At 68.0% G+C, this 14,175-nt stretch carries 15 protein-coding genes and 1 pseudogene; 10 read left to right on the top strand and 6 right to left on the bottom strand.

Annotation, left to right across the window (positions count from 1 at the left end):
- Nucleotides 1–27: 27 nt before the first annotated feature.
- The 5 genes from AS594_RS43815 to AS594_RS02165 all read left to right on the top strand — a co-directional run bounded on the left by AS594_RS43815 (nt 28) and on the right by AS594_RS02165 (nt 4,685).
- Entirely contained in the window at nt 28–978 is a 951-nt protein-coding gene (locus tag AS594_RS43815; protein WP_070343496.1) for a hypothetical protein, read from the top strand.
- A gap of 31 nt (nt 979–1,009) precedes the next feature.
- Nucleotides 1,010–1,756, top strand: coding sequence for a DUF6345 domain-containing protein (locus tag AS594_RS02180; protein ID WP_141746877.1), 747 nt, complete (start codon nt 1,010–1,012; stop codon nt 1,754–1,756).
- Nucleotides 1,757–1,789: 33 nt separating this feature from the next.
- Entirely contained in the window at nt 1,790–2,671 is an 882-nt protein-coding gene (locus tag AS594_RS02175; RefSeq protein WP_069925393.1) for a hypothetical protein, read from the top strand.
- 428 nt (nt 2,672–3,099) lie between these two features.
- The gene (locus AS594_RS02170; RefSeq protein WP_069933563.1) at nt 3,100–3,663 is read left to right on the top strand and encodes a dihydrofolate reductase family protein; all 564 of its coding nucleotides are present in this window, start codon (nt 3,100–3,102) and stop codon (nt 3,661–3,663) included.
- A 395-nt stretch (nt 3,664–4,058) separates the two neighbouring features.
- Nucleotides 4,059–4,685 carry a class I SAM-dependent methyltransferase gene (locus AS594_RS02165; protein ID WP_069933564.1) on the top strand — a complete coding sequence of 209 codons (627 nt, stop codon included), beginning with the start codon at nt 4,059–4,061 and terminating at the stop codon, nt 4,683–4,685.
- Nucleotides 4,686–4,766: 81 nt separating this feature from the next.
- Here the strand turns inward: AS594_RS02165 and AS594_RS45905 are convergent, their stop codons facing one another.
- The gene (locus AS594_RS45905; protein WP_069925390.1) at nt 4,767–5,291 is read right to left on the bottom strand and encodes a hypothetical protein; all 525 of its coding nucleotides are present in this window, start codon (nt 5,289–5,291) and stop codon (nt 4,767–4,769) included.
- A 295-nt stretch (nt 5,292–5,586) separates the two neighbouring features.
- On the opposite strand from AS594_RS45905, the gene AS594_RS02155 reads away from it, so the two are divergent.
- Nucleotides 5,587–5,847: a WhiB family transcriptional regulator gene (locus AS594_RS02155; protein ID WP_069933565.1), complete on the top strand. Its 261-nt coding sequence runs from the start codon at nt 5,587–5,589 to the stop codon at nt 5,845–5,847.
- Between the two features lie 168 nt (nt 5,848–6,015).
- The gene (locus AS594_RS02150) at nt 6,016–6,630 is read left to right on the top strand and encodes a TMEM175 family protein (protein WP_069925388.1); all 615 of its coding nucleotides are present in this window, start codon (nt 6,016–6,018) and stop codon (nt 6,628–6,630) included.
- A gap of 367 nt (nt 6,631–6,997) precedes the next feature.
- On the opposite strand, the gene AS594_RS02145 is transcribed toward AS594_RS02150, so the two are convergent.
- Together AS594_RS02145 and AS594_RS02140 are read right to left on the bottom strand one after the other, a co-directional pair.
- Nucleotides 6,998–7,582, bottom strand: coding sequence for an AMIN-like domain-containing (lipo)protein (locus AS594_RS02145; RefSeq protein WP_069925387.1), 585 nt, complete (start codon nt 7,580–7,582; stop codon nt 6,998–7,000).
- Nucleotides 7,583–8,595: 1,013 nt separating this feature from the next.
- Nucleotides 8,596–8,775, bottom strand: a pseudogene (locus tag AS594_RS02140) (IS3 family transposase); the annotation flags it as partial.
- Nucleotides 8,776–9,067: 292 nt separating this feature from the next.
- Here AS594_RS02140 and AS594_RS43810 point away from each other — a divergent pair.
- Together AS594_RS43810 and AS594_RS02130 are read left to right on the top strand one after the other, a co-directional pair.
- Entirely contained in the window at nt 9,068–9,358 is a 291-nt protein-coding gene (locus AS594_RS43810) for a hypothetical protein (protein ID WP_141746878.1), read from the top strand.
- Nucleotides 9,359–9,415: 57 nt separating this feature from the next.
- The gene (locus AS594_RS02130; protein ID WP_069933568.1) at nt 9,416–11,209 is read left to right on the top strand and encodes a S8 family peptidase; all 1,794 of its coding nucleotides are present in this window, start codon (nt 9,416–9,418) and stop codon (nt 11,207–11,209) included.
- Between the two features lie 451 nt (nt 11,210–11,660).
- Here AS594_RS02130 and AS594_RS02125 read toward each other — a convergent pair whose 3' ends face one another.
- From AS594_RS02125 to thpR, 3 genes are all read right to left on the bottom strand, one after another.
- A complete protein-coding gene (locus tag AS594_RS02125; protein WP_240508904.1) occupies nt 11,661–12,266 on the bottom strand; it encodes a hypothetical protein in 606 nt (201 codons plus the stop codon).
- Nucleotides 12,267–12,423: 157 nt separating this feature from the next.
- Nucleotides 12,424–12,684 (bottom strand): hypothetical protein, encoded by a 261-nt coding sequence (locus AS594_RS02120; protein WP_069925383.1) that lies wholly within the window; start codon nt 12,682–12,684, stop codon nt 12,424–12,426.
- A gap of 39 nt (nt 12,685–12,723) precedes the next feature.
- The gene (gene thpR, locus AS594_RS02115) at nt 12,724–13,308 is read right to left on the bottom strand and encodes an RNA 2',3'-cyclic phosphodiesterase (RefSeq protein ID WP_069933569.1); all 585 of its coding nucleotides are present in this window, start codon (nt 13,306–13,308) and stop codon (nt 12,724–12,726) included.
- A gap of 260 nt (nt 13,309–13,568) precedes the next feature.
- Between thpR and AS594_RS02110 the strand changes: the two genes are divergently transcribed.
- Nucleotides 13,569–14,102, top strand: a complete 534-nt coding sequence (locus AS594_RS02110) for a 2'-5' RNA ligase family protein (protein ID WP_069925381.1) — start codon at nt 13,569–13,571, stop codon at nt 14,100–14,102.
- Nucleotides 14,103–14,175 lie beyond the last annotated feature (73 nt).

Genomic DNA, 14,175 nt, shown 5'->3' with positions numbered 1-14,175 from the left:
ACAAGAGGAGAAGCAAGGAGAGCCGACATGGCGTTCCGTGTGACGCTGGAAATCTATTCGGGCCTGCCAAATCCCTCGTGGATGGTCACCGATCCCGATCAGGTGCAACGGTTCCTGCGGCTGTTCCTGCGTCATCGCGCAGGCTTGGCAGTGGCGCCCGGCGGCTTCACGGGGGTCGACTTCCGCGGGATGAAGATCGACTTCGCCAGTGACACTGTGCAGTCGTTCGGTCTGCCGCCGAGCATCGAAATCGCAGGTGGCGGTGCCGTAGACCCCTTCGCCAGTGCCGAGTTGGCGGAGGAACTTCTCGAGACGATGCCGGAGCCTGCTGAGGAAGAAGAGAGGGGTGACTTTCGAGTTCTGCGCGACGCCACGCGTCAGGCAATTCAACGATCAGTCAAAGAAGGACTAGGAGGGACGGAGACAATCGAGCCGGGGGAGCCACCGGACCAGGCACTCGCGGCTGAAGTCGAAGAACAGCTCCGACTTATCGATCAACGTCTGAATGCGTGTCCGTTCGATGCCGGTCCATTCGAGCCCGCCTTCTGGAACAACTTCTACGTCGTAGAGCGCAACAACTGCTACAACTACGCCGTGAACCAGCGTACGGACTCGTTCGCTCAACCCGGATGGGCTCATGGCTACAGAATCCCGCCCTCAGTGACCTGCGCGGATGTGCGCACGGGAGTGTTGCGGGACGGGCTGCGGGTTTGGGGTGACTGTCAGCCGGCCGGTTATGAACGGCACTTGGTCGCGCTCGTCACCGGAACCATGATGAGCGGGAAGCGTGACTACCACTGGTACCGGCGCCACCGCGAGGGTTTCTGGGGGCACAAGCTGGCGACCAACCCTGCCCAGAACGTGGACTACTCCAACAACGTGATCACCAATCCGTTCTCGTGCAACAGAGGCCGCTACACGGACTGGTGCGGCTTCTACCAGTCGCACAATTCCGTGATCGTGTCGGGGCCACTGTGACAGCCGGCGGACCAGCGAAGGGGTAAGGGAAATGCCTGTCACCTATGGAGTCCACTGGAACGATGCGGCGCCCGCTGTCGGGACCAGCTGTTCGTTCGTTGCCATTCCCGTCATCTCCTCGGTCGCGTCCGGGATGGACTCCGCCATGCAGAGCATGGGGCACACGCGCCGCTTCATACGTGGTAACGAGAACGCCTGGGCGACAGATTACGAGCACCCCGAAGTCGCGTCGACCGGCCAGTCGCTCACCGAAGACGGCATAGACAGCGTCGCGCTCATGTACTACGCCGGGCACGGGCTACCGGAGGTATCGGTCTCCCTGGCGTCGGACCATTTCGGCTGCCGCGCCTTCTACAGCAACATGCGTCTGGGCGTGCAGGAGCTGCGCTGGCTCGTGCTGGACCTCTGCGGTGGGGTGGCGGGACCGGATGTCAGCGCCAGTGTGAACATGGTCTGGTCCGAACCGACCAACGGAGACAGCGCGCGTCCCCTCGAGTCGCTGCACGTCCTGTGCACTTTCGTCGATGAGTCCTTCGCCGGTTTCGACACCGGCCGTGGCGGGGAGTTCGCCACCTTCGTCTCCCACGGTGCGCCGGTAGGCAGCGCATGGCTCGACGCAGCGTTCGCACGGTCCGGGGAGCAGGCCAACATACCCATCGCGATCGCCTGCGGCAACGATGAGGCGGACGCGCGATTTCGACTCGACAACGGCCGTTTGGCGGACGGCGCAGGCGGGCCCGTCCCATCCGTCAGTCTGGCTTGGAAGTGGCGTTCGTAAACTTCGCGCGATGCAACGAGAGATGCGGTCGCAATGGACTACAACACGCTGAGACAACGCTGGGACGCGCTCGAGGCGCCGGCGAGCATCTACGAGGTCGATCCCTCACTGGAGCCGCTGGACGACACGGTCGAGCTCGCACGGCACGCAGGCATGGCGATTCCGGCGCGGGAGCCCTCCTGGTCCGAGGATGGGGTGTCCATGAGGCTGGAACACGATGCCCACACGCTCACCGTCTACCGGCCCTCACGAGCAGTGCAGTACGTCGACAGCAGCCGATGGCAGGTGGATGACGGAACGTCCGACATGCATATCTCGGACACCGAGGCGTTCGATGCGGCAGTACGAGAAGCAAGCCGTGTGGGACTCATGGAGCAGAACGACTTCACTCCGTTCCGCGTGACGCGCCTGCGTGCATCATCCTGCGTCCGAGGCCAAAGCCCCAGGAACCCGCGGGTGATCGATGTCGGGGTCATCCTCAAGCGGCGGCTCGACGGCCTCGCCTTCGAGGGACAGGGCGGCAACGTGGTCATGTACTTCGGCCCCGACGGGAGCCTCACCGGATTCGAACGCGTCGCCAGGCGAGTCAGTAACGTTCGTGCCGCCGTGTCCGGCTGGCGCTCACTGGACGACGTGCTGACCGAAACCGAGGACCACCTGCGGCTGCGCCGCGACAGCGACTTCACCGTAGAAGAGGCCCGGGCCGGATATCTCGAGCTCGGCCGTCTCCAGCAGCAGACCGTGATTCAGCCCGTCTATGTCCTGGCATTGCGCCTTGGAGGGACCCACCGGGAACCGGCAGAGCCCGAGCGCCGCATCCAACACGCGATTCCCGCCGCTCTCAACAACGTCGCTCCGCTGGTGCCCAGCGCCGAACCGGACATACCCCAGACGCCGAGATACAGCGCCGAGTGAGGCCGGATCGGGCGGTGTGCTCACCGCGCACATGCCATCCGGTACGCGAAGAGATGGTGGGCGTGGGGGCGGAATCGGTACGGCCGGCCGTCGTCCGGCCAGGGCCGTCCTGCGAAGGCCCACGCGCAGCGTGAGGCGGCGCGGGTCCGGTGGGGTGAGGCCGTGGATGTCCTCGGGTGAGGCCGTTGTGCCCCCGCTTTACGCGGGGCCGAGTTCATGCTCACCGTCGTCATCGTGATCCAGAAGTAGTCACCCTTGCTTGAGCGGGCCGAGCCTTGCCCACCAGCAAGCAGGGAAGCCGCATCTCAGAGGTTCTCCTTGAAATGGTCTCGTGACGTGACTCGGTCCAGGGGATCCCGCGAGCCGCGATGAGTCCTGCGGCGTCCGGCGGGTCATACTGTCGAACCCGTTCACGAGGAGGGCTTCTGATGCGCAGCGTGACCTATTCGATGAGCGTCTCACTCGACGGCTACATCGTCGGGCCGGACGGTGACTTCAACTGGACGGTCCCCGGCGAGGATGTCTTTCGCTTCTGGATCGACGAGATCCGGCAGGTCGGCGTCCACCTGTTGGGACGGCGGCTGTACGAGACGATGCTGTACTGGGAGACCGCCGACCAGGATCCAACGCTCGACGACTCGATGCGCGAGTGGACCGGGCTCTGGAAGCCGCTCCCCAAGGTGGTCTTCTCCACCACGCTGTCGACGGTGCAGGGCAATGCCCGCCTGGCCTCCGGCGGCCTGGCGGAGGAGATCGAGCGGTTGCGAGCCGAGCCGGGGGAGGGCAACATCGCGATCGGCGGCGCGACTCTCGCCGCCGAGGCGGCCGCGCTGGGTCTGATCGACGAGTACCGGACCATGGTCTACCCGGTGCTGGTTGGCGGGGGCATCCCGTACTTTCCCCAACGCGAGCGCCGGGTGGTTCTGGAACTCGCCGAGACCCGCACCTTCAACTCGAGAGTCGTCTATCTCCGCTACCGCGTGGCGCGTTAGCCGGCCCGTCCGCCGAGCCCGGGAGGGAACGGGTCCCAGTGCCGTCGGTCAGCGACGCCCACGCCGTCGACGGGCCGGGCGGCACCGCACTGGAGCAGCCCGCGAGCCGGGCCGGCCCGCCACCCTGGTGTGCGGCATCGGCCAGGACGCCCGCAGTCGCCGTCACCCGGGGCCGCCTCTCCACAAGGCAACGCCACTTCCAGTAGCGGGCGGGTGGTTACCTCTTCCCGAGACCACCCTTTGCGCCGCAGCCGCCAGATGCTGCCCGATGGGTTCTACCGCCTCGCCCTGCGCACCTTCGTAGCAGCCCCTGAGGTCCACACCTGCGACCATAATCAGTGTGATGGCACCGTCCTCGCTCCTGCTGGCGAGGCTGACCGGAAGGCACGCCGAACATGGCTGGGCAAGAAAACCGTTGGGCGGAACTGACCGGCGGACAAGCCGGACAGGAGTACGCCCAGCGTTTCGCGCGACTCGCCGCATCGGGACACGACGTTCACGGCGAGGCCGCCTTCTGCGCCGCATTGCTGGAACCCGGCGCCCGGGTACTCGACGCTGGCTGCGGCACCGGCCGGGTCGCGATCAGGCTCGCCGAGTTGGGCCACTACTGCACTGGCGTAGACGTCGACTCCTCGATGCTCGCCGTCGCCCGCCGCGACGCCCCCACGCAGGAGTGGCTCCTGGGTGACCTGGCCCATCTGGATGCCCTCGGCCTGGATCCGGGGTACGACCTGGCGCTCGCCGCCGGAAACGTCATCCCCTTGCTGGCCCCAGGCACCGGCTCAGCCGTCGTCCGGCAACTGGCCTCCGCGCTTCGCCCGGGCGGTCTGCTGGTCACGGGCATGGGACTGGACGCGGCACACCTGCCGCTGCCGGAACCGACGGTGACCATTACGGAGTTCGACCATTGGTGTACCCAGGCCGGACTGGCCCTGCGGCAGCGTTGTGCGACGTGGAGCGGCGATCCCTATCACCAGGGCTGCGGCTACGCCGTCAGCGTGCACTCCCGCGCTGCCACGTGAGTCCGCGCGCATTGCGCGACGGTCCGTCACCGTCAACGCGATGGGTGTGCGGCGTCGACACCGCTCACCCCCGCCGCTCGGTTACAGGTCGAGGACGGCCCAGAGGCGCCGGCCGTCTTCTCCGGTGTCGGTGCCGCAGCTGGAGACGATGGAGTGGGCGCTGAGTTCGGCGAGGACGTCGTCGCCGTCCGGAGCATGGCCGGCGGTCAGGTTGGGCTGGTGGGAGAGGACGAGGACGCAGGCCTGACCGTCTTGGTCGGAGAGATGGACGCTGATGCGGCGGCCGCCGTCGTGCAGGACCGCGCCCACCAGCTCGCCGACAACGGCCTCCAGGGCGGGTTCGTCCGGCCGGTGCCCCCACGCGTGGAGCTGGGTGACGACCTGCCGCCCCGCTTTGGCGGGCGACCACGGAGCGTTCTCGTGCACCCAGTTCGCCGCCCGCCTGTTCTTCAGCGCCACCCCACGCTGCGCGGTCGTCATCAGCGGTGCGCCGGGCGGGGCCTGGTGCTCGGGCCTGGGTGGGGAGATGGGGCGCTTCGGCGGGGGCGGGGTCTTCGGCGGGTAATCCGGCTTGTGGTCGCCGTCGATGTTCGTACGCGGTGCCATGTGGCCCTCCCCGGTGGTGCGGCGGCCGCCGGGCCGCCCAGGAGTCTCAGCGTAGGCCCGTAAGCGCCCGGGATGGTGGAATTTGGCACCGGCCAATGCTGCTGACTGCTTGCACGGACGGCTGCATGCGACCCATCGGCCCAGGTTCCCTGCCGGGAAGCCCGGTTCGCGTCCGGCCCGGGTAGCACTCGGCCGGTTCAGAAATAGACGAGCGATTACCCGCTCTGCTGCATACAGCGGCCGATACCGGTCAGGCGAACGAGAAGCATCCGGCGACGCGAATGGAGGCACGACGATGGACTGGCGTCACGAGGCCGCCTGTCGGCGGGAGGATCCGGATCTGTTCTTCCCCATCGGCACGGGTGGCCCTGCGCTGCTTCAGATCGAGCAGGCGAAGGCCGTATGCCGCCGTTGCCCGGTTCTGGACGAGTGCCTGGAATGGGCCCTTGAAGGGGGCCAGGACATGGGCGTATGCGGCGGCCTGACCGAAGACGAGCGGCGTGCTGTCAAGCGGCGCCGGGCGGCCAGGGCGGCCCGGGTCCGGGCGGAAGCCTGATCTCACCAGCGTTCCGTGTTGGTGGGGGCGCCCCCGCCTTTGATCGCATGACGGCGCTGCCAAGCCTCCGGGACGGCCGGCCCGGTCGATCTTCGCGTAACGCACGCGGATATCGGGAAATTTCTGGACGCTCAACCCTATGGTGGCGTGGTGAACGGCCACCAGCGAATGCGGGACGACGAGGGGAGCGCGGCCCGGCTTCTCGCGCTGTCGGACGGCGTCTTCGCCATCGCGATGACGTTGCTGGCGCTGGACATCACACTGCCCGCCGGACTGGACCAGGCTGGTTTCGAAAAGGCGCTGGGCGAGGTGGTACCCAACCTGTGGGCGTACGCCCTCAGCTTCGTGGTCATCGCAGCGTTCTGGCGGGGACACCATCAGGTCTTCCGGTACGTGCGAGTGGTGGACGGGACAGTCATCAAGCTCGGGCTGCTGAATCTGGGGCTGATCGCCCTGATGCCCTTTCCCACTACCCTGCTGGCCGAGTACGGGGACCAGCGGCAGTCGGTGGCGGTCTACTCCGGCGCCGCCGCGGCCATCGGTGCCGCACAGCTCGTGTTGACGGTCGCGCTGTGGAAGCGCCCGTGGCTGAGCAGTACGGCGATCCCCGATCCCGTGGCGCGCAACGACGTGCTCGACCTGGCGTCGATGGTGCTGATCTTCGCCGTCGCCGTGCCGCTGGCCTTCGTCTCCCCGACGGGCGCGCAGCTTTGGTGGGCGGTGCTGATCCCGGTGAAGGTGGTGCTGGGCCGACGGGCCAAGCGTCTGCGCGCGGCAACCTAGCGGTGTCGCGGCTCGGAAGGTCGGGACACCCAGACACTCCGTGCAGGGCCATTCGGGGGACCTGTCGCGCACGGGAAGGCCCGCAGATGCGGCTCCTACGTTTGGCTGCCATGACGTACGTACCGAGCGGTCCCGCCTCCGCCGATCCGTACGAAGTTGCCCTGTGTTCTCGGCGTCTCCAGCGCCTCCGTGACACCGGGGCTGTTCGGACGCGGCCCGACCGCACGTCAATCTCGTACATCCGGGGGGAGCGGGACTGGTCCCGCTGAGCACGTCCGAGGGGAGATCTTCGCTCTGGACAGCACCCGGTCGACATCTCCGCGGCTTCGAGATCGGAGGGCCGATGTTCGACCGGGCTCTGAGGGATTCAGCGTGTTCCCGTCCAGTTGTGCGCCACGTCGATCACTACCCGGTCGGGCGCCACCGACACCCGGAACGGCAGCCGCGCCCGGACGCCGAGTCCGATCTGAGTGTCCCCTTCAAAGCTGCCTGCGAACCGGGCATCCCTGAAGGTGCGGTATCCTGTGAGGTCCACGCCCTTCAGGCGCTGGCCGGCCCGCACGGGGTAGGTGGGATTCCCGGTGGCGGGGTCGTAGGCGGGGGCGTTGACCCGTATCTCGAGGACGGCGCCGCCGCCGACGGGGATGTAGTTGCCGGAACCGTCCTGGTGGAGGCGGCTGACATATCTGACGGAATAGCCGAGGCTGCTGGTGCCCGCGCCGGGGACATCGACGACCATGCGGTCGAAGCAGGCGTGCCGGCCGGTCCTGATGTTCGTCACCGGCTCCGCCGTCGCGGCGGAGCGGGTCTTGGCCGCACTGCCCCAGCCGGTGGGGCAGTTTGTGGTCTGTGCGGTGGTGGTCGTTGCGGCCGCGGCCGGAACCGCCGCCACTCCTGCCATGGCGGCCACAAGCGCGACCACCGTCGCCCATGCGGCTCTGTTTCGTCCCATTTCGTCCCCTAGAAAGGTGGTGTGTCGGACATTAAGGGAGACACCCGGGTGGGCCGAATGGTTGCACTGTTCCGGAGCGGTCGAACCGGCCGAACTCGCGCTCGTGAACCTGCCGACCCCGTGTGACTCCCTACCGGGACGGCCGCTCGCCCTCGATGACGCAAGCGTCCACGACATGGACGGGCCATGGAAGGTAAGCCGCAAACGCCCGCACGTACGCCCCCTGGCCACGTCCTGATGGAGATGCGGATACGGGGCGTGTGTGCCCGGCTGGCCGGCATCCTGAGGGCAGACCGATGTACGAGCGGCACGGCGAGCCGATACCCGGGCAAAGCGGTTTGGTCTGGCGCGTGATCAGCAAACAAGCGCGGACCAGCGCTCTGTGCGGTGCGACCTCTGCCGCTGCCCGCATCGCCTCCGCCAGGGGGAGGCAGCCGGGGAACGAATCTGCGACTGTTGCATGACCGCCGTCGGCTCAGCCGCCCAGCGCAGCCCCATGGCGCTGCACGTGCCGACATCCACCGCGCGACGGCTCTCCGGCTACTCGCCGCTGGACCACAAGAACGACAAGGGCAAGGTCCACCCGTCGTGGGCATTGCCTTCCCTGAGCTGCCAATGGTTGTGGGCCGGGCGACGTTCCTCCTCTACGGAGTCACCGCTTTGTCCACTAGCGGAAGTTGGAGCCGTCACTCGGCCCCAGCGTGCACTACGTCAGCCACGGCATCCCCCGTACGGAGCGACGGCTCCCAGGAGATCTCCCCGGCGTGCGGGGCGGCGACCATCACCCAGGTCGACCAGAGACCAGCGGGCAAAGACCGGCACCCCAGCCGGGGCACCGAAACCTACTCGCCCCGGCCTAGGCGCGCCGCCCAGGCCGAAGATCCGCCACCCGGCACCCCGCCACGATGTCGGCAGATCCACGGGCGAGGCGTACGCCCGGCCCGCGCATCACCATGACCTGGCGCTCGCTGCCGAGCGACAGTGAGGTTCCCCCGTTGTGCGGGAGGTGCTGATCAGCTGGTCAGGGCGGGGTGACGGGGTTCCAGGTTCGCTTGTTCGGCCGTCGCCTGGTCGGTGTAGTGCTTCTCCTCGAACTCGATGGGGCTGAGGTAGCCGAGCCGTTGCTGGATGCGCCGGCTGTTATAGAAGCCGTCGATGTACTCGAAGAGGGCCAGGTTCGCCTCAGCCCTGGTCAAGCGTCACCGACACAGCCGAGGCAGAACCCCGGCACCCGACAGGTGGTGGTGCTCTGCCACTGTCAGGGGCAGACGCGCTTCCGAGCGTGTCATCGGGCAGGGGCATCTCTGCCCCCATACCGATTCTCGAGAGGGGCCGCACAAAGTGGTCCGGGGCGAATGGCGCGCGCCGCCTGTGATGCCTACGGTGGTATAAGAGGCAATGCGGCACGAATGGTCGCCGACACGATTAAGAATGTTGGCGCACCGATTTCGTACGGGGGTCCGCTCACCGGATCAGGTGGGAAAGATGCGTGCTCACAAGCTCGGCTCCGCCGCACGGCGTGCGCTGTCGGATGTCGGTGAGGCGGTCGGCCCCACTCCCTTCCAGGTGCTCATCCGGGTGAAGGGGGAACCCGGTGAAGAACAGCGTCGCCAGATTGCCGATGCTGGCGCGCGGGTGGGTATGGCCGCGGGGGATGTCCTGACCGCGGCGGTCGCCCCCGGCGATCTCGGACGCTTGACGGAAGTCGACTGTGTCGAATACGTGGAGCTGTCTGAACCGCTCCACCCCGACACGAGCACCCGGCCACACAACTAGTGATCGCCTGTCCCGCACTATGAGGGCAGGCGTTTTTCGCCAGAGAGAAGACCGCTCATGCTCGACTCACGGCTGAAATTCCTGCAGTCCCGGGCCGAGGAAGGTCCGGCGGAGCTGGTGGGCCTGGAGTCCACCGGCCGTTTCGCACTCATTACCGAAGGGGTGAGGGCACCTCGTGTGCGTGTACTGCTGCGAATGGCGGAGGGATACGGCGCCGACGACCTGGGGGAGCTGTCCCAGGGCATGGGGCTGACGGTTCTCATCCGCGCCGGGGACGTGGTTGGCGGCGAGATCGGAATCGACCGTCTCACGGAGCTCGACGAGTTGGAAGCTGTCAGCTACGTCGAGGCGTCCCGCCCCACCCTCTCGGAACTGGACGCCGCCGTGCCCGAGACCAAGGCCGACAAGGTGCACACCGGACCCCCCGGACTCCGTGGCGCCGGTGTGATCGTGGGTGTTGTCGACAGCGGAATCGACTGGCGCCACGGCTGCTTCCGGGACCCGACCGGGAGAACCCGCATCCTGCGTATCTGGGACCAGAACCTCACCACGGAAGCCGGGGAATCCTCACCGGCGCCGTTCGGTCACGGGGTGGAATACCAGCGTTCCGCAATCGACGACGCATTGCGCGCTGCGAACCCCATGGGCACTGTGCGGCACATGGACGACACCGGTGGCCATGGCACCCACGTGGCCGGCATCGCCGCCGGTGACGGGTCGTCGGCCGGTAATGGGCAACCGGAGTTCACCTTTGTCGGCGTCGCGCCCGAGGCGGATCTGGTCGTCGTGGCCAACCGGGTGACGACGGAAGCCCTGGGCGATTCCATGGGCACGCTCGAGGCCGTCGGTTACGTCTACAAGGTCGCCGAGACCCTCGGTCGGCCTGCGGTTGTCAACATCAGCCAGGGCGACAATCTGGGACCGCACGACGGTTCCAGCCTGCTGGAACGCGGAATCGACAACCTGCTCAACGCCCCGGGGCGCGCGCTGGTGAAGTCCGCGGGCAACGCGGCGAATGCCGGCATACACGCGACGGGCCAGGTGACGGAGGGAGGCAGCGACGTCGTCCAATTCCTGGTACCCGTCGACGACAACACGCCGGATACTCTGGACATCTGGTACTCCGGCGCTGACCGTCTCTCCCTGCGGATCACTCCACCCACTGGCACGGCGAGCGCCGAAATAGCCCCCGGCACCACCATCACAGATCTGGATCTCCCCGGGGGAAACAAGGCATTCGTCGACTCTGTCGTGCACCACTCACAGAACGGCGACAACCGGATCTACGTTCAGCTGAGCCCGGGAAGCCAGACAGCGATCCGGTCCGGCACCTGGAGTCTCACCCTCATTGGCCAGACCGTGGCCGACAGCGGCCGCTGGCACGCCTGGATGGAGAGGGGCCGGACCGTACCCCAGTTCATCGGATCACACCGGAATGACGAGATAACCATCTCCGTACCCGGGACCAGTCGGAAGGTCGTCACCGCCGCTTCCTACATCACCAAAGGCGCGGGGCAGGGAAACCTTTCCACCTTCTCCAGCCGGGGCCCCACCCGCGACGGCCGCAAGGCACCGACGCTCTCCGCCCCGGGCCAGGCCATCACCTCGGCACTGGTAGGAGCCACAGGACCGAGCCAATACCAGCCCATGTCCGGCACGAGCATGGCCGCACCGCATCTCACCGGGGTGTGTGCCCTCATGTTGCAGTCGAGTCCCACGCTGACCCAGGACGACCTCGTCCTGCTCCTGACCAGTTCGGCCCGGCTGGACCCCTTCACCGGCGCGGCGCCCGGCAACGACTGGGGGGCGGGCAAGGTGGACGCGGCAGCGGCGGTCGACTCCGTACCCTGACCAGTAGACACGCGCACCGCCCATCATGGCCGCCGTCGTACGCCCACCGCGGCCAGGGGGTGTGGGCCTGGCTGCACCGTGTGGTCTCGACGAGTGACGAACTCGGCACGAGTGACGCACTCGGCGCCGAGGGCAGTGCGACCGGCCGCCCTGTGCAAATGGAGGCTTCCCCAAGCAGGAGGCCGGTGTAGCGGCTTGGACCGCCTCGTCGAACTGGCCGAGCCTGGGTGAAGTCGCCATGGTTTACGACCGAGTGCGCTGATCCGGCCGATCAGCGCTTTGCAGGAGGCGGGGCGGAACGTACGCGTCGGACCGGAACTCCGGTCTCGTGCGATCCGCTGCTCCCGGGCGGGCCCGGGAGCAGCGGATACGACACCGGCCTGACCCTGTGCGATGGCTTCAAAAAGCGGGACATGCTTCAGGGTCAGGCGCGGTGTGTGTGAGGCCGGGGTCAGGCGCGCACGGTGAGCCAGGCGCCGAGGCCGCCGCATCCGGTCGCGTTGTAGGTGGTGCTCCGGTAGCCCGCCGGGATGGGGGAGTAGGGGCACGTCCATATGCCGTCGCGGACGAGCTGGTGGTACCAGGCGCCGACGCCGTCGCAGCCGCTCTTCATGTAGTTGGTGATGACGTATCCGGACACGACCGGGGAGCCCCCGCAGGTCCAGATGCCGTCACGGGCGAGCTTGTGCTGCCAGGCGCCGATGCCGTCGCAACCGCTCCTGATGTAACCGGTGATGACATACCCGGTCACGATTGGGGAGTACGAGCACGTCCATATGCCGTCCCGGGCCGGCTCGTGCAGCCAGGCCCCTGAACCGTTGCAGCCGCTGCGATTGAACGCGGTGATGACGTAACCGGGGGGGACGGCGGTGCCCGGGCAGGTCCACCCGCCTGCTGTGGCCCCCGCGGATCCGGACTCGGCGGCGCTCGCTGTGCTGGTGGCTGTGCCGGTGAAGACGGCCGCGAATATCGCGATCGCTCCGACCATCGCGGTGAACCTGCTGCGGAGGAACGACATCGTCGTACGGCTCTGAAGGCGACGCGATTGACTGTTCAATTCACACCCGTCCTTTGGACATGCCGGTGTACTTCCTCTCGACGGCCGAGAGCGCCTGGCGGTGGATCAGGAGGCACCCTAGTCGGCTCAAGAGGGCGAAGAACACGGCTGCCATAAACCAGAAAGAACCCTGTCCTGAAGCAGACATGACAGCAGGTCAGCACTGCTGTGCGAGGACGCTCGACGTGCGGCGAGGTGCCCGGTGCCGGGGCGAGATCGCCAGGCACCGGGGCTGCGGCCGGTGGAGGGGCATGTTGCCCTGTCGTACTGGCTGTGGCAGCGGATCGTCCTGTCGGGTCTGCTGGAGATCGAGCTGAAGGAGCTTGCCGAGGCGGCGGGCGCGGCCGAGCGCCTGTGGCCGTACGGACACGGTTTCGACCCGCACATCACGAAGAGCGGTGTCGTCCGGCGTGTCCATGTGAAGACACCTTCATTCTGCCCCGCCCACAAGGACGGTTCATCTCGCGCTGCCGAAGGACCATGCCTCGATGTCGCGGTAGTGGATCGGCCCGGGGCCGCGGCCGAAGTTGCTGCCGACCAGATGCAGACGCTCGGCCTGCCACGTGCGGCCGGTGAACGTGGAAAGCCCTGCGGCGGCCTGTACCACGCTGGAAGCATCACCGCGGCGCGCACGGGCGAGCGTCAGGTGGGGGTTCAGTGGCCGGTCCATGAAGGGGACACCATGTTCCTTCACCAGCGCCCGCACCTCCCCGGCGAGCAGCCGCAGCTCCTCGAGGTCCCCGCTGAGCCCGCTCCACAGCACACGCTCGTCGAAGTGCCCGCCGCCGCAGAGGGCCAGGTCCAGGGGCCGGCGCCTCGCTGCGAATTCCGCGAGCGGCGGCCGCAGGAGCGAAACGGCTGACGTCGGCAGCTCACCGAGGAACGCCAGGGTGATGTGCCAGTCCTCGATGCGGTTCCACCGCATGCTCGGGTAGGCGTCGTAGGCGGGCCGCAGCGCCTGCGCCAGCTCCTCCTTGGCGTCGTCGGGCGGAGCAAGGGCTATGAAGACACGGACGGTCGCGGCCTGGATCTGTTCGTTCACAAAGGACTTCGTACACCACCGAGGCCAGCCGCTGCTGTGCGTGGTGGGCTGTCGTTCAACGAGGCGGACTCGCCGTGGCTCACGCCACCAGCCACCAGCCACCAGCCGCCGCGGTCGGCGGCCCGGGACCGCGAAGCCGGGCTCGCCGACGTGCTGCGCGTCGATCTGTTCCATCACCTGACGTGGCAGGCGGTGCGTACTGCCTGGCGGCCCGGCCGATGGGCGGCGCTACCGCAGGCGATCGCCGGTAGGCTACGGCGGTGCGCACGGTCGAGCTCCTGTTGGACGAGACGGCAGAGCTAGCGGTCCGGGAGGCCTGGCGGCGGCTGGCGGATGCGGGGCTGCCCAGTCAGGCGCGCCACCGCTCACCGACGAACAGCCCGCACCTCACGCTGGCCGCCTGCCCGGAGCTGACCGCCCCGATTCGCTGGGAGCTCGCCGAGGTGGCCGCCGCCCTGCCGCTGCCGGTGCACTTCACCGGCGTGGTCCGTTTCGAGCGGCCCACCTCGGTGCTGGCCTGGGCGCTGGACTGCGACGTGGCGCTGGCCGGCTTGCACCGCCGGGTGTGGGAGGCGGTGGTCTCCGACAGCCCGCCCGAGACCCTCAACCCCTTCCACGCACCCGGGCGCTGGAGCCCGCACATCACCCTCGGCCGGAGCCGGCGGGCCGGGGCCTTCGCCGGCCGGCGGGTCCCCGAACTGCTGCCGGCGCCGCCGCTGTCGGCTCGGCTCACCACCCTGCGCAGCTACGACACCGAGACCGGCGCCCTGGAGGTGCTGAAGCCCCGTCCCTGAAGACGCGGCGGGGGAGCCGCGGCGGGAGTCCGGCGAGCGGCCGCCGCCGACGCCCTGCTCGGTGCCTACGCGG

It is taken from the genome of Streptomyces agglomeratus (assembly GCF_001746415.1).
GTDB lineage: Bacteria > Actinomycetota > Actinomycetes > Streptomycetales > Streptomycetaceae > Streptomyces > Streptomyces agglomeratus.
The sequence above is the reverse complement of the archived record's forward strand: the minus strand, read 5'-3'. Positions and strand labels throughout refer to the sequence as shown.

Excerpts from the sequence above, each read along its gene's own strand:
- AS594_RS43815 (WP_070343496.1), top strand. The coding sequence starts at position 28 with ATGGCGTTCCGTGTGACGCTGGAAATCTATTCGGGCCTGCCAAATCCC.
- AS594_RS02180 (WP_141746877.1), top strand. The coding sequence starts at position 1,010 with ATGCCTGTCACCTATGGAGTCCACTGGAACGATGCGGCGCCCGCTGTC.
- AS594_RS02175 (WP_069925393.1), top strand. The coding sequence starts at position 1,790 with ATGGACTACAACACGCTGAGACAACGCTGGGACGCGCTCGAGGCGCCG.
- AS594_RS02170 (WP_069933563.1), top strand. The coding sequence starts at position 3,100 with ATGCGCAGCGTGACCTATTCGATGAGCGTCTCACTCGACGGCTACATC.
- AS594_RS02165 (WP_069933564.1), top strand. The coding sequence starts at position 4,059 with ATGGCTGGGCAAGAAAACCGTTGGGCGGAACTGACCGGCGGACAAGCC.
- AS594_RS45905 (WP_069925390.1), bottom strand. The coding sequence starts at position 5,291 with ATGGCACCGCGTACGAACATCGACGGCGACCACAAGCCGGATTACCCG.
- AS594_RS02155 (WP_069933565.1), top strand. The coding sequence starts at position 5,587 with ATGGACTGGCGTCACGAGGCCGCCTGTCGGCGGGAGGATCCGGATCTG.
- AS594_RS02150 (WP_069925388.1), top strand. The coding sequence starts at position 6,016 with ATGCGGGACGACGAGGGGAGCGCGGCCCGGCTTCTCGCGCTGTCGGAC.
- AS594_RS02145 (WP_069925387.1), bottom strand. The coding sequence starts at position 7,582 with ATGGGACGAAACAGAGCCGCATGGGCGACGGTGGTCGCGCTTGTGGCC.
- AS594_RS43810 (WP_141746878.1), top strand. The coding sequence starts at position 9,068 with ATGCGTGCTCACAAGCTCGGCTCCGCCGCACGGCGTGCGCTGTCGGAT.
- AS594_RS02130 (WP_069933568.1), top strand. The coding sequence starts at position 9,416 with ATGCTCGACTCACGGCTGAAATTCCTGCAGTCCCGGGCCGAGGAAGGT.
- AS594_RS02120 (WP_069925383.1), bottom strand. The coding sequence starts at position 12,684 with ATGGACACGCCGGACGACACCGCTCTTCGTGATGTGCGGGTCGAAACC.